Annotated in this window: 13 protein-coding genes; 2 read left to right on the forward strand and 11 right to left on the reverse strand. The window is 41.0% G+C overall.

All coding sequences use genetic code 11. The features are described 5' to 3' along the window. Nucleotide 1: 1 nt before the first annotated feature. Together DI060_RS10955 and DI060_RS10960 are read right to left on the reverse strand one after the other, a co-directional pair. A complete protein-coding gene (locus DI060_RS10955) occupies nucleotides 2-1,201 on the reverse strand; it encodes a hypothetical protein (RefSeq protein WP_108976538.1) in 1,200 nt (399 codons plus the stop codon). Nucleotides 1,202-1,270: 69 nt separating this feature from the next. After that, nucleotides 1,271-1,933: a transglycosylase SLT domain-containing protein gene (locus tag DI060_RS10960; RefSeq protein ID WP_108976539.1), complete on the reverse strand. Its 663-nt coding sequence runs from the start codon at nucleotides 1,931-1,933 to the stop codon at nucleotides 1,271-1,273. 304 nt (nucleotides 1,934-2,237) lie between these two features. Here DI060_RS10960 and DI060_RS10965 point away from each other — a divergent pair, with 304 nt between their 5' ends. Next, complete coding sequence (locus DI060_RS10965; RefSeq protein ID WP_209452030.1) at nucleotides 2,238-4,478, forward strand: HAMP domain-containing sensor histidine kinase; 2,241 nt, start codon at nucleotides 2,238-2,240, stop codon at nucleotides 4,476-4,478. Here the strand turns inward: DI060_RS10965 and DI060_RS10970 are convergent. From DI060_RS10970 to DI060_RS10995, 6 genes are read right to left on the reverse strand one after another with little or no spacing between them, the layout of a single operon-like run. Next, nucleotides 4,475-5,548, reverse strand: a complete 1,074-nt coding sequence (locus DI060_RS10970; protein ID WP_108976541.1) for a hypothetical protein — start codon at nucleotides 5,546-5,548, stop codon at nucleotides 4,475-4,477. The genes DI060_RS10965 and DI060_RS10970 overlap by 4 nt on opposite strands. After that, entirely contained in the window at nucleotides 5,532-6,653 is a 1,122-nt protein-coding gene (locus tag DI060_RS10975) for a vWA domain-containing protein (protein WP_108976542.1), read from the reverse strand. The genes DI060_RS10970 and DI060_RS10975 overlap by 17 nt, the downstream gene beginning before the upstream one ends. Further along, nucleotides 6,653-7,648, reverse strand: a complete 996-nt coding sequence (locus DI060_RS10980; protein WP_108976543.1) for a vWA domain-containing protein — start codon at nucleotides 7,646-7,648, stop codon at nucleotides 6,653-6,655. The genes DI060_RS10975 and DI060_RS10980 overlap by 1 nt, the downstream gene beginning before the upstream one ends. Beyond that, nucleotides 7,645-8,184 carry a hypothetical protein gene (locus DI060_RS10985; protein ID WP_135355044.1) on the reverse strand — a complete coding sequence of 180 codons (540 nt, stop codon included), beginning with the start codon at nucleotides 8,182-8,184 and terminating at the stop codon, nucleotides 7,645-7,647. Before DI060_RS10985 ends, DI060_RS10980 begins: the two co-directional genes overlap by 4 nt. A gap of 20 nt (nucleotides 8,185-8,204) precedes the next feature. Continuing rightward, the gene (locus DI060_RS10990; RefSeq protein ID WP_108976545.1) at nucleotides 8,205-9,086 is read right to left on the reverse strand and encodes a DUF58 domain-containing protein; all 882 of its coding nucleotides are present in this window, start codon (nucleotides 9,084-9,086) and stop codon (nucleotides 8,205-8,207) included. Nucleotides 9,087-9,089: 3 nt separating this feature from the next. Continuing rightward, on the reverse strand, nucleotides 9,090-10,061 hold the full coding sequence (locus tag DI060_RS10995) for an AAA family ATPase (RefSeq protein ID WP_244594369.1): 972 nt from the start codon (nucleotides 10,059-10,061) through the stop codon (nucleotides 9,090-9,092). Between the two features lie 188 nt (nucleotides 10,062-10,249). On the opposite strand from DI060_RS10995, the gene DI060_RS11000 reads away from it, so the two are divergent. Then, the gene (locus tag DI060_RS11000; protein WP_108976547.1) at nucleotides 10,250-11,071 is read left to right on the forward strand and encodes a hypothetical protein; all 822 of its coding nucleotides are present in this window, start codon (nucleotides 10,250-10,252) and stop codon (nucleotides 11,069-11,071) included. A gap of 79 nt (nucleotides 11,072-11,150) precedes the next feature. Here the strand turns inward: DI060_RS11000 and DI060_RS11005 are convergent, their stop codons facing one another. The 3 genes from DI060_RS11005 to DI060_RS11015 form a co-directional block, all read right to left on the reverse strand. Next, nucleotides 11,151-12,290 carry a FecR family protein gene (locus tag DI060_RS11005; RefSeq protein WP_108976548.1) on the reverse strand — a complete coding sequence of 380 codons (1,140 nt, stop codon included), beginning with the start codon at nucleotides 12,288-12,290 and terminating at the stop codon, nucleotides 11,151-11,153. A gap of 66 nt (nucleotides 12,291-12,356) precedes the next feature. Further along, nucleotides 12,357-12,872 carry a response regulator gene (locus DI060_RS11010; RefSeq protein WP_244594370.1) on the reverse strand — a complete coding sequence of 172 codons (516 nt, stop codon included), beginning with the start codon at nucleotides 12,870-12,872 and terminating at the stop codon, nucleotides 12,357-12,359. Between the two features lie 3 nt (nucleotides 12,873-12,875). Further along, nucleotides 12,876-14,885 (reverse strand): PAS domain-containing sensor histidine kinase, encoded by a 2,010-nt coding sequence (locus DI060_RS11015; RefSeq protein ID WP_167836986.1) that lies wholly within the window; start codon nucleotides 14,883-14,885, stop codon nucleotides 12,876-12,878. Nucleotides 14,886-14,947: the final 62 nt, after the last annotated feature.

Below are 14,947 nucleotides of genomic sequence, written 5' to 3' on the forward strand. Positions count from 1 at the left end.
TTTACTGGAGAGATCGCAATTGTTTCAGACGATTCTGTTTATCAGCCGAATCCCAAACGGCACTCGAAAAGGACTCTACTTTGTATTTTTTAGTTTTGTACTCGTCTTTGTATGGATACACTAACTCTCTATCTGGTTCTGTTGTTTTGGCAGCTTGCAATTTCCGTAAGCCTTCTTCTCCCTGGTTGTACCATTCGGGATCAATGGGAAGATTCACCCTATGGCCTCGGAAAGAGGTAGCGATGTACGGTCCGTCCAAATCTTTATCTCGTAAAATCTTACCAAAGAAAATAAATTCTACTTCGTTGCTACCTGCTTTAAGATCGCCATCATAGATTGCATAGCCGATAAATTCACCATTCTTTTCGTCCTTAAGATTGGCTTCAAGATGGTATTTTCCTTTTCTATAGACATTCATTACAGCTCTCACAACCAATGAACCATCTTGGATTCCATCAGAGAATACTCCATTGAACTCTGCAGGTACGGATGGCGATGAAAAGAAACTGGCTGTTACTGTTGTTTTTAAGCCTTCTGCACCGTACGTAATGTTCGAAACCAAAGACATTTGTCCCCAATCTGCTTTGGTTGGTTTCCAAGAAAAGGTGTAAATATTATCCCCTCGCGTTTGGTCGCCATCGGTACCGTTATCATTCACTTCTGCACTCACTGTTCCATATCTCTGGCCTTCCCACTCGCGGAAAACTTGGTGAGAGTCTATAGAGATCTTCACTCGGTTTCTTTCCTTGTCTCGGCATTCGAGGGTGACATACATAACATCTTTGTTTCCAACTACCGACCAGGTTTTTGGTTGGAACAAACAGACATAACCATTTGGCTCTTTTGTCTTTTGGTCTAATTGATAGTCTGGTGAATTTTCTATGATGAAGGGGAAAGCCAAATCATGATTCAATATTGACATGGGCCTTGAGAAAGGAGGATACTGTGCCCATTCTTCATACTGTTGTATTAAAATTTCTGGGCTTGCTCCATCATCAGGGATATCGCCGCTGTTGTTGTCTGCTCCACCCGTATAATTGCTGCTAGATGGATCACTAGAGCTTGACATCATATCTTGTTTGGATCTTTGTTTTGATTCTGAAAGAGAATCCTGCCCATCACTGAAAACAAAATAAACAATAACGATCACTAGAGACAATACAATTGCTAAATACAATCCGTATTTGCGAAGAAGCTCCATATTCTAACCACCTTTTCTTTTGAAAACGGATTAGAAGCTGGAGCAAATTCTGAGCTTGTAAAGTAAAATTTATTCTTGTTTGAGAAGTGCTAAAGCATCATAGGATACTCGAGACTGTTTGAATTCTTTCCAAGAGTGATAGTGCAGTGCAATTGATTTTGGATAAGAGGCAAGACCTCCCCATTTACGAAACCCCGATAAACCCGCATTGTAAGCAAGTAAAGCATCTGCAGGAGAGCCAGTTTCTTCCATGAGATCATTTAAATAAAGAACACCGAGCTTTAAGTTCGTTCGCGTATCAAAGAGGTCTTTTGCATTTTTGTAGGGGATGGACTTATTCTTTGCCAACCACTTTGCGGTATCAGGCATCAACTGCATATACCCGAGAGCACCTTTCTTTGATTTTGCCGTTCTTTTAAATTGGGATTCTGTCTGGATCACTCCCAATAGAAAGGCAACGGAGTCTATCTTTGATTCCTCAGCAAACTTGGCACCTCGAGGGAATTTCAATAAAAACGAAGCTTCGTAGACAGCTTTCGCCAATTCCTCTTTTTCGCTCCGGGAGAGGCCATACCGCTGTTTTCCAATGTAGGAGGCAATTTGATCTACTTCACGGATTTGTGCAGCTCTGTCGCTTTCCACGCTTGGTTTTCCGTAGGATTCAAAAAGAGCCAAACCCAATAAAGAGAATAGGAAAAGGGATTGGATACATGTCTTGGTTATATTTCGCATTTCTTTCACCGCTTATTGTGCAGTGCACAATCTATTTACCAGCATTCCAGGAGGGCCTGCGGAGTCGACCCTTTTTTTGTGCGGTGCACCAACGATAAAAATGCTGCTTTCCCTCCCCATCCTCCCGCAGAGACTGCGGTCACAATTCGAGGGGAACTTGTTACTCAATTTCTATAGCTTTTACTACTTTGGCCTTTCCGCCGTAATGGGTACGTCGTTCGTTTATTTCCACCGAAAGCGGGAAAGCCTCCCGAAATCATTTTTGGACTACCAGATCTTTTTGTTTTGCCTCTTCCTCTGGAGCATGAGTTGGGCGCTTTGTAACTCCTTGCTCTGCCCGTGGACCGCGTATCTATATATTTTTGTGAAAAACCCGGCAGTTCTTTTTCTTGGAACTTCTCTCGTTTCAGCTTCCTTTCGTTTTGGCAATGACATCAACCCTTCCCTTAGGATACGTTTTGTACGCCTTTCTATATTTCTCAGTATAGCTGCTTCTCTATTTAATTTTTGGGGTTTTTTCCATAGAAAAATCTTATTTGATCCCACATTTGAATTTTATGTACCAGAACAAAAATCCTCTGACCCATTCATATACGCGAGTATTCTATCTGTAGCGATTGTCGTGAGTCTTCAGCTAGCTACCGCGATCATCACTCTTATTTTAAAAAGATCCAAATCACAAAACGAACTCAAATCACGCATCGATATCTTTCTTCTCGCAAGCCTTGCCATACTTTGTATGGCTTTCTTTAATATCTTTGTGGATTTAGGCTATCTAAACAACGAAACGTATTTGTTTTTAATGACAAACACAACTTTTATTTCCGTCACAGCCGTCATATTAAATGTTCTAAACCAAGAAAATTTCCCAAGTAATGTTGGTTTTAAGATCATGGCCTTCAACGTAGCCCTCATATATCTAGTGTTATCTGTCATTGCAAATATTCTCTTTATTGGATCAAAAAGAGACTTTCAAAGAGAATTTGATCGAGAAAAAGATTTTATTAAAATTCAGATCGAGAAAGGAGTCAGATATCCGATCATTCATGATACTGATTTTGTCTTTGATCTGTTTCGAAACCAAACAATTATCAACAAAACTAATCAAAATATAAGCAAGATACCATTGCTTACTTCTCGTGCTGCTCATTATGAAAATTATGATCTGGTAAGTTTATTTGAAACAAATGAAGGGATTTTTTGGATTGGAGATTTCATCGCCAACAATATCCATTACTCAATAGGACTTTCCTATCTTGACTATCGATGGAAAATACATAGATTTGTTTTTTCTTTACTTTTAACTCTCTCTATCACATTGGTTATCATTTTCTTTTTATATCCTGTTCTCCATAAACGTAACATTGTTATCCCACTCAACCGTCTTCTGTATGGATTGTCAGAGATGAGAAAGGGAAATTTAGACACAAGAATTCCCATCACGACGTTTGATGAAATCGGAGTGATCACAAAAAGTTTTAATGAGATGATTGCCAGAATCCAGGATTCAACTGAAAATTTAGAAACATTGATCCAAGAAAGAACGGAAGAGCTCCACCAAAAACTCGAAGAGTTAAACAAAACTCAATCAGCTTTATTGGTAGCCGAACGTATGTCTGTCCTCGGAAAAATTGCAGCGGGAGTTGCTCATGAGATTAACAACCCTTTGGCGGCAATCAAAGCAAGTGTTTCTATTTTAAAACAAGACCCTATCCTCCATCCTCCACTCGTAGCCTCTCCAAATTCTCGACAAGCCGAAGAAATTCACCATTTGGTGGAGTCTGGAATGGAGCATCCTTCCGAAGGACAGGTATCCAAGATCAAACAAAAACGAGAATTGGCATCGATTCTACATGACCTGGGATTTGAAGACTCACAGTCATTAGCTGATTCTTGCTTTGATTTGAATGTAAGGTATATTCCCGAGAGGCAAAAAAGCCTACTCAAAGAAGAAAAGAACCGACAATTTTTCATCCAAGCCCTTCAATACAAACAAAGCAAATTCCACCTTTCTATGATTGAGACAGCCATTGAGAGGTCCTCCAAGATTGTTTTTGCCTTAAAAAGTTATTCCTATGCAGGTCCAAAGGAAAATCGCTCTGTCTTTGAATTGAATAAAGGAATAGAAAGTGTGCTACAGATGTATGCGAATGTTTGGCCTAAGGATGCTCAGATAATCGTAGATTTAGAACCAAATATTTTACTCTATGGCTATGCGGACGAATTGGTACAGGTCTGGACAAATTTAATCTACAATGCTATCCAGGCAACTGCCAAGACAAGGGGAATCATCAAAATCCATTCAGAAATCAAAGAGGATACTATTGAATTGAATATCCAGGACAATGGAGAAGGCATAAGTCCAGAGAATCTACCGAATATTTTTGAGCCTTTTTTTACGACAAAAGAGTTCGGTATGGGAACAGGCCTCGGCTTACCAACAGCCAAAAAAATAATCGATGCACATATGGGTCATATCGAAGTACAGAGTGTACCAGGCGATACCTGTTTCAAAGTGATTTTGCCAATCTATAAACAAATTTAAGGTTTGGCTTCTTTCATGGCCTTCTCTAAATCCTCTCCTTTTGCACGTAGAGGTATCTCTTGGATATGTCTGTAGTAGTCGCGATTCCAATATCCCTTTTCTGGATCGGAGTTGTACAAATCGGAGGCTGACTCATTGATTTTTTTTCTCTCCTCCGTTCCAAGTGAGTTTTGGTTTCGTTTTTCTTCTCTTTTTGTGCTTAGTTCTTCTTTTTTCTTTTCGATCTCTGATTTGGATTTTTGGGATTGTTGATTGCCATCCTTAGAATCAGAAGGATTATCACCTTTTGCTACATCGGAATTTTTATCTTTTCTATCTTCGTTTGTATCTGAATCTTTTTGGCCATTCGATTTTTGTTTCGGATTGTCTTTCGAATCTTTGGAGTTCTGTTCTTTGCCTTTTGGATCTGAAGAGGTCTGATGATTAGAAGAATTCTCTGCATTGGATGCTGCACCTTCTCCTTCTCCCCCTCCCTCACCCTTCTTTGGAGGGTTCAGACAGTTTTCACGCCAAGCAGGCAAGGCTTTGATATGCTTAGCTACTTCTGCCATAGTAGTTTGAGATTCCATAGACATGGTCAGATTGAGTTGAAGCAGGGAAAAAATAGAGCTGCGAAATAGTTTTCCACGCGCAGCTTCCCACAAAACAATTGTTTCTTGGTAATCACAGTCCTTTTCATTTAAAACTGACTTACCCCAAAAGAATAAATTATGTCCATCCAGATGGTAGGCTTCCCAAAAAAACCAATTTTGGGATTGTATCGATTCTGTTAGTTCATGTGAGTCTTGGTATTTTGATTGTTTTGCCAATGATAAGGCCAAATTAAATAAGGGTATATGAGTACGAAATCCAAAGGAAATACTTTCGGTGAATTTCTCTTCAGCTTCAGGGAATGTGTTGGATAGATAAAGGCGCATACCCGCCTGGTTAGGCGAGATTGAGGGATGGCTTAAACGGGATTGTGCACATTGGTAGATCCCACCTTGAATGGCCAATAGAATGAGGAAAAACAGCCATTTCCACTTACGCCACAAGCGAACAATCTGATCTTCCTCAGCTAACTTTTCCAATTTGAATCACCTTTCTGATAAAAATAAGATCATAGAGAAAGAATAAAAATGGAAGGAAAAAACACCAATGGACCAAACTCTTTTTGGATCCCGCCTCCCAAAGTAGTATTTGGGTTTTGTCTTTGGAAGCTTCGAGTGCTTCATATAATTTGCTAAGGACATCTGTTTCGCTTTCAACTTCTATGTAAACGCCTCCTGTACGATCGGCGATTTGTTTGAGAAATGCATAGTCAGGAAAGCTCATCCTTTTTTGCACAGATATCTCATTGGCACTTTCGTATTTTTTACCCGAGGCATCCGTTACCACGTCTGAAATTTGCTCCACCTCGTTTAGATAATTGTAACTCATTTCAATTTCGGCCCCCGTGATTTGGCCTAATGCGATGACATGCACTGGTATTTTCAATCTTTGGAACATCGTCAATGATTCTAGGGCTTTGGATTTTTCTTCTTCAGAAGCATCGCCATCAGAATATAGAATCACTTGAAATCCCTGCCCTAAAAATTTGGAAGAACTTAGCAAATCAGAAAAGGCCGCAGAATAGTTTGTACCACTATAATACGTATTATGTGTTCCCATCTGTTCATAGAGAATCTTTCGAATCCAATTCTTATCGGCGATGGGATGGCTATGTTGTGCCGATTCACCAGCAAACGTGATGACACCAAATGCGAAATCGTCTCGCTCACTCAATACTTTCATCGCATGAAAACGAGCCTCCTCAAACCGAAACCTAGGTATAAACTCATAGAATTCTTTATTGGAAGTGTCCTCAGCCTGCATACTCCAGGAAGCATCAAAAACAAAATACGCAGCACTTTGTTTTGTTTCAAACTCTGCATCACCAGATTCATAAGGAAAAGAAAATGAAAGTAAAAGAGATAAAAAGGATAGGCAAAAGAAGATTTGGTAGATCCAAAATTTGTTTTTTGTGACGTCCCCGATTTTGTTTGTACGAAAGAAAGCACTAATTTTATGAAGACGACTTTTGTGTACAGACTGTTCAATTTCTTTAATTGCAAAAAATTCAAGATAGAACAACCAAATTGAGAAAACAAATCCCAATGGCAAAAGAAAAAGGAGAAGTGGGTATTCAAAAGCCATTACCGAACAGGCCTCCTGATCCAAAAACTGGCTCCTAGATAATAACAACAGAAAGAGAAAAAAATGATAAATGTAACTACTAAATTAAGTGAGATCTTTTCTTTGACTTGGCTTACCTCTAGAGGTTTCTTTTCGAGTGCATTGATTTCAGATAGAATTGATTTGAGTGATTGGCCCTCTTTTGCACGGTAATACATCCCACCGGCGGCATCAGCTATCGCTTGTAAACTTTCATCTTTGAGACTTGTCACAAGTTGTTTTCCATCAGAACCTATGTACGGGTCTCCATCAGGCTCAAAGACCGGGATGAGATCTGCACTCGCCATACCGATGATATAGAGATGAATGCCATTTTCCAAAGCGAGCTTTGCTGCTAGGATTGGATCGAGGCCTCCCGTATTTTCGCCATCTGTAATCAATACGATCGCCTGCTCCCTTCCTTCTGCTTTGAGGCGGGACAACTCTTCTTGTGAAAATAGAATTGCGTCTCCTATATGTGTGCCTCCTGCACGATTGTGTTCGAAGGTTTGAAAATGAATGCTCGAAATAGCCTTTTGGAGTGCATTTTTGTTAAATGAAAACGGATAATGCAAATATACTTGTCCACTAAAGACAACAACACAAGTGCGATTGCCTCTAGTGTCTTCTAAATACTCATTGACTAGAGTTTTCATTGCTTCCAATCGATTGGGTTTGAAATCAGCTGCTTGCATACTGGCAGAGAGATCGAGTGTAATGGAAAGATCTATCCCTTCTGTTTTGATTGAATCCCGTTTTACGCTAATGTAAGGTTCAGATAATCCCAAAACCAAACTGCCATAGAAAATGAATTCACTATAGCGAACACAGCTGAGCTTCCAACTTCGGTTAACCTTACCATCACCTAACCAGGATATGGGAGAGAAGGGAAGCAACAGAGTGCTAAATCCTCTTTTATAGATCCAATAGAGCAATGCCAATGCGAGAAGAAAATAAGGAGCATCAAAACCTATCATGTTTTTTTGCCACCTTGCTTAAAACCTGAATAGCGACTGATCAGCTCTTCAGCCAAGGCGACACTCGGCTCTTCTCTTTGATAGGAATGTAAAACAATATCGACATACAGTAAATTTAGGTCTCCGGTAAGTGATTTTTTTTCTAACCGAATATCCGTAAATCTATGTGATTTTTTTTTCTTGGGAAGAAGAATGAAATGTTCCAAAGAGAGATTTTCATGTTTCCCCTGGTGTTTTACTTTTCTGATATGGGAACTCAATTCCATAATCGCCAAACGAGGATTTGTTTGAGCCAATTCCTTTATTTCTTTAAGTTTGAGAGTTTTCCACTGATACGGTGTCTCTTGGACATGCGGAATCGACCTCTTATTAAATTCTTCTGGCAATCCTTTGGGTTTTAAGGAAGACAACCAACGAAGCAAAAAACGAATCAATAGAAAAAGGATAGCTATCGCCCATGGCAATGCGAGAAGGATGGGAAGAATGGTTTTTAAAAAATACACCTCTCCTTCTGAAAGAATGGGGAGTGGATTCAAAAAAGAAGAGGAGATTTCCACTAGCGCGATATCCTTTTTTTGCTCTCAAAAAAGTGTCTGAGCATTCGGCTCGGATCAGAGTTTGTTGAAAAAGAGGACCATGTTAAGCCATACTTGCTTGAAATTTCCTTGAGATGGGCTTCCTGTTCTACTAAACTCCTAATTTCTTTCTTAACAAATGCATTGTGCATAGGATTTTCGGGATCATTCCCTAAAAATCGAAAGTATTTATAATTTGTATATTCAAAAGGATCATACACATGAACCAATGCCAGATCATGAGATGCCACCAAATAACGAAGATCATCCGGTAAATCCAAATCTATAAAATCTGAAATTAGAAAAACCACAAAACGATGGCCTTTTTTCTTTTGTAAGCTATGGATGGCTGCTCGAATGTCCGTCTTACCAGAACTAGGTGGATTCTCCTTATAGCGTACCATCTGGTTAAGAAAATGATAAAATTGACGTTTTCCTCGTTTGGCAGGTGCTTCTGCTACTACTTTGTCTTGGAAAAAAAGGTAACCCAATCGATCTCCAGATTTGATGGCAGAATAAGCTAGTGTTGCGGCGAGTTCTACCGCATAATCGATCTTGGTTCTCTCCTGCCAACCGAGATACATACTTGGGCTGATGTCCAAAGCGATATAGATATTTCTTTCTCTTTCTTCTTGGAAAACTTTTACAAACGGTTCTCCGAGCCTAGCCGTCATATTCCAATCAATTAGCCTGATGGATTCTCCCATCACATACTTTCTTGCCTCTTTAAATTCAGTTCCCTTACCTGAAATTTCAGTAAGGTAATGCCCATCCAAGAGGGAGATTGCATTCTTTTTGGAAACTAGATCCAAAAGGCGTACTTTTCGTATCAAATCTAAACTATGATCGGGTCCTTTTGACATGGCCTATGCTGGTGCTTTGATCGTAGCTAAAATTTTTGAGATAAAGTTCTCTGCCAGAATGCCTTCTGCCTCAGCTAAATAGTTTAACAAAACTCTATGCCGTAGCACAGAGGGAGCAATTTGGCGCACATCTTCAGCAGTCACAAAATCTCTACCTGCTAGGAGTGCGGCTGCTCTCGCCGTTTGTGCAAGTGCTAAAGAAGCCCGTGGACTTGCTCCATGTAAAATCCATTGTTTAAAATCTGCCATGCCATACTCTTCAGGATTGCGAGTGGAAAGAACAAGTTCGGCAATGAAATCTATGAGTTTTTCTTCGAGGTGAATCCCTCGCGCCAGTTTCTGGCAAGATAGGATTTCTTCAGCAGATAGTATGGCTTGCAAATCTGGGATCTTTGTCTCCGATACCACCATTTTAATAATTTCCGATTCTTCCTTTTTCTTTGGATATGAGACTATTAACTTTAAGAGAAAGCGATCCAATTGTGCCTCTGGCAATGGATATGTACCTTCCTGTTCGATGGGATTTTGAGTTGCAAACACCAAAAATGGAGCCGGGAGAGGTTTTGTCTCTTCACCAATGGTGATTTGTCTTTCCTGCATAGCTTCTAAGAGTGCAGATTGTACTTTAGCGGGTGCTCGGTTGATCTCATCGGCTAATAAAAAATTGCCGAAGATAGGTCCGTATTGGTTTTCAAACCCCGCCTTATTCTGATTAAAGATCCGCGTGCCCACTATGTCTGCGGGCAGAAGGTCCGGGGTGAATTGGATTCTCTTGAAAGAGACTTTGCAAACTTGTGAGAGTAGATTGACTGCCCGAGTCTTTGCTAAACCAGGCAAACCTTCAATGAGCACATGCCCATTGGCGATGAGAGCAAGAAGCAAACCATCGACCAATTCCTCTTGTCCCACTATGGCTTTGTGGATCTCTTTGCGAACCGAACCCAAACGTTCACTTGCTTCTTTAATGGACTCCAATGTTTTCCCCCATCCCAACCTGAATCGATGCGAAAGGTATGTACTGGTTTTTGGAATTTGTCTGCCTTTTTTTAAGAAAAGCCAGGGGAATGAACACCGTTTGGAAAATTTAGGGATTTCGATAAAATTTTACTTGCCACAGAATTGCCAATATTTCACAATATTTGAAACCAAATCGGGAGAAAACAATGACCAAGCGAAACCTTTTCCTCAGCCTTACCCTCCTCATGAGCATCCTGCTGGCAGGATCTTTGAGTGCACAGACCCACACCATCTTTATCCATGGTAAGTCCTCCTCCAACCACAACGGAATTGGAACGAATGATGTGAACAACTACTGGGGTTCCTCTACAAATTCTGTCGGCGGATCCAAGATCTTCATCGGATACGATGGGACCACTGACCCTAGAACCTATGGTTCTGCTCGTGCACAAACCAATATCACAACTGGTCTTTCTACCTACTGCAGAGGATCCAACTCTTGCAAAATCGTGTGCCATTCTGCTGGTTGCTATGCCATTGAATTTTGGCTGTCAAATTTAGGAGGCACTGCCTCTTCTAGAGGATTCAACCTCACAAAGGTGACTGCTCTTGCTGCTGCCTCTGGTGGTTCAGAACTGGCATCTGCTCTCAATGCGATTACATTTGGTTTCGCAGGAAATGCAATGGACAAGTCTCTCATCGTGGGGACAGCTCGTGGTGCCTTCAACCATAACAACACTGGTTCGGTAGGTATCTTCCATGTTCCTGGATATAAAGGAATGTTCGGTGCTTCCGCTATCCTTCCAGGGGAAGACGACTATGCAGTTGCCTATCACTCTTCTTGCGGTTACAACAGAACTGGCGGTTTAAGCAAATGCCAATCTCCTTTAACACAAAGCGAAGGGATTTGGCCATTCAACCGTAACGTTACCTACTACCAATACTCTGGCCACTTTAGAGCTCCTTCTGTAGGAACTTCTGGTTTGTATTTGGACCATGGACAAATTAAGTCGGAAGGATGGAGATAGATCCTAGCTCTTAAACTCCTGGAGAAACCGGCACCTCGTGCCGGTTTTTGTATGCCCTAAGAGGGCCTGGCGATTCTGCCTATTTTTTCTTTGCCTTAGCCTTCAATCTAAAGTTCTTATATTCAATATATTCGATTTCGTCAGCCTTCATTTCCCGAACACCTTTCGTTGTATGAACTATGAGTGTATCGCCTAACTGGGCAATAATGGCACCAGTAAATACCTCACCTTTGGTTGTGTGGATGGACTCGAGTATGCTATAATAGGTTTGGATCTCAGACTCTTTGTCCAAATCTTGCTCTTTTGCCTCCGAGGCAATCTCTTGGAAGGCAGCATTTCTCTTGGTATCATGTTCCAAATTGATGGCTTCCGCTAGGGTCGGGTCGGTACTGTCGCTTGCGGACAATGCCTTTTCGATCTTCTGGTCTTCCAATTGCACCAAAGTTTTGATCTCTGCCTTTTCTTGTGGTGTTTGGGTGAAGCTTTCTTTGCTGATCTCCTCAGGTTTCATTTGAAATGCTTCGATATCTGATTGGCTGAGAAGTTTTTCCGAAACCTTTTGGTTGATGATAAATACAAGCTCATTCAGTTTGGGGCTTACCTTTGAATTTTCTCCAGCCTCAAGGATGATTTCTGTTTCATCCAAACTCTTTACCAATTCTTTCCAAGCTTCCGTGTCTGCTAAAGAATTGTCTTTGATGGTACGAAATGGCGTACGAAAAGCCATAGCCACGGCACCTTCGTAAACTTTCACCTTAGGGACTCCATCTTTGACGAGCTCAAACGCAAAAGTAGTTCCACGCACACCGGCAACCATTGTCGGCGAGGTTATCTTCAACTCTTCTTTGTTCTTTAGTTTGGCACCTTTGATAAGTAAATTTCCATAAACAACGTGCAGAGTGTTCATTTCACTCTTTTTGCCTGGGAGTGCTGTAAAACTTACTTGTGAGGCTTCTTTGATACGGATGACTTCGCCCCGATAGGTTTGTAAGTCGATGGATCCAGACTTGGTCAAAATCAAATCATCCACTCGGATTTGGTCGCCTACTTTCGCATTCCATTCCATGCCCTTTCGGTTCACTTGGACCTTACCGTAAACAAATGTGACAACCGCGCCCGCCGTCTCATCTGATTTGCCTTGGAGGGCATCGGCATCAGGTGATTGCGCGTTTCGGCAGGATAGGATCAAAACCAGAATCGGTAGAATGAATGTTTTCACTTAATTTTCCTTTGTTTACTCTAACAGGAAACAAAGGGTGAATTTTCATTCAACCGATTATTTTATTTATTTTTTTGCTTCAACCTCGATTGGCCATTCCAAAGGAGCACCGATCAAACCAGCAATCGTATCCATTAAGCGTTTTGATTCCCAAGGTTTGGAGAGGACAATGGAATTTTTGTCACTTCTATAGACCGAAAGGATATTTTCTTTGGTGGCAAATCCCGTAACAACGATCACCGGCAAATCTGGCATCTGTTTCTTCACAGTTTCTACCAATTTATCACCTGTTAAATACGGCATTTTAATGTCAGTGATCAAAAGATCTGGTTTGATTTTGGGAATTTTCTGTAGGGCGACCTCAGGGTCTTGGAATTCCCAAACATACACAGAAAGATCGCTAGATTTTGCCGCCAATAAAATTTCTCGCTTCATACTGGCTGAGATATTGCGCAAATCATCCACAAGAACAATATGATACCGTCTGCCATTGGGATTGCTTTGGCTTGTGACTTGGTTTCCTTTTTCTTTTTTCTCTTCGTCTTCTTTAATGGCAAGTGCCATAAATTCATCAAAGTCCATAACCTACTCCTTGTTAACTACCTTCTCCGACTTCGTTACTAACATAATGGAGAACTTTGTAAATTTATAAGGATCTGATTCTACAAAGATTCTCCCCCCTTGTTTTTTAATGATATCCACCGAGATGCTAAGTCCCAATCCAGTTCCTTCTCCCACTTCTTTTGTGGTGAAAAAAGGATCAAAGATTTGGTTAGCAACTTCTTTGGGGATTCCAATTCCGTTGTCTTCAATTGTGATCAAAATTCCATCTGCACCGGAATCAAATGCAGATTTGACAATACTTGTTTCAATTTCTATCTTCCCTGGTTTGCCAGAAGATGTGGCAAAAACTGGGTCTTTTCGTTTTCTTTCTTCAATCGCATGGGCTGCATTTAACAGAACATTGAGTAACACTTGGCCAATCTGTTGCGAACGGCCTTGGACCGTTGGTAAATTGGGAGCCAACTTGAGATTCACATCGCAATCGTATTTGATTTTGTTCCAGATCCAGTTCAAAGAAGAGCGAACGACATCGTTGATGATAAAATCATCTGGCCCTTCTTCTTTTTCTACGTGAGCAAAACTTTTGATTTCCAATACAATTTCGGAGACTCGTTTTGCACCCTCCAGAGACTCGGAAGCAAGGGATCGCATATCGCTGAGGATTTGTTCCATGTCGTTTTCCGAGTACACTGCCTTCAGTTCGTTCCAGAGTTTCACAAACTCTGGAGTCTCTTTCGTGTTCTGGAGTTTCAGGAAGAGGTCAAAAAATGTCTCCAGGCTTTTTTGGTATTGGACCATACATTCGAGATTACTGCGGATGAAGGCAACGGGGTTGTTGATTTCATGAGCCACACCGGCGGCCAACTGTCCTATCGTTGCTAATTTTTCACTCTGTAAAAGTTGAAGTTCCTGTTCCTTTTGTCGGCTCAAGTCAATGAGATGGACCAAGTTTGCCACATCACCGTCGTACATGATCTCTATGGTCCAGATGCCCAACCAACGTTTTTTTCCGGACTTCAAGCGTACATTTCGTTCGAGAAGTCGGCCAAGGGAGCTTGCCTCCTCGAGTTCAGACAAAAAATCTCGGAATGATTTGAGTTCAGAGACAGGTATAACTCTAGCTATGTCTTTATCCAATAGATCAAAGAGATGGGTTTCTAAAAGTTTTGCAGAGGCTCGGTTGGCAAATTGTATCTTTCTTCCTTTTAAGATGAGGATACCGTTTGGTGAACATTCGATGATGCTTCGTAAATTCCACTCACTATGTTGGATTTTCAGTTCAGACTTTTTCTGTTCGGTCACATCTTGTATAGTTCCGTACACAAAGTTCGGAATGTGGTCTTCATCTTTTAAGGTCTTATAACGAAGATGTAAATGGTGTTCCTTTCCCAACATCTCAATGGAGATTTCATTTTCTCCATCCAAAAGATGGCCCAAAAACATTTCTTCTATATGCTTTCGCAGTTGGCTATCATTTGCTGGTATCCGAGCAAATAACATATGCCGACCATCGGGGATGGTGTTTGGGTCTACGTTTAAGATCTTTGGGAATTGGGGGCTGTATGTGAATTTTTGTTTGCTGAGGTCAAATTCCCAGGAAGCAATTTGGGCAAGGTCCTGAGCATCATGCAATTGCTCTTCACGCCTGCGAAGGTCTTCTTCCATACGTTTGCGAAAGATGATTTGCCAGACCTCATTTCCAACAAAGACCAATACTTTTTTATCACTTTCGTCGTAAGGAACAGCTTTATTGCCCACTCCCAAAACAAGACGAATCTCCGCTTTTTCAAAAACAGAGATACTTTCGTGGGTTGTAAAATGAGTATTGCGAAAATCTTCTTCGCTTCCAGTATAAAATTCTTGCGCTATATGGTTCTCATCTAACAGATGAATGTAGCCCACAGAACTCTCTGTCATGCGGACAGCGGATTCTAAAGCTAGTTTTAAGATCTCTCCTTCGGGTAAGTACTTGGATTGGATGATCCACTCTAAGATGACCGAAGCTGGTTCATTGTGTTCTTGGATTCCCATGTACAGAGATACGAAAAAAAAGCTGCATTTCCTTCCTGATTTTTTTTCGTTTTGCTTCCGTC

The organism is Leptospira ryugenii (assembly GCF_003114855.1).
GTDB lineage: Bacteria > Spirochaetota > Leptospiria > Leptospirales > Leptospiraceae > Leptospira_A > Leptospira_A ryugenii.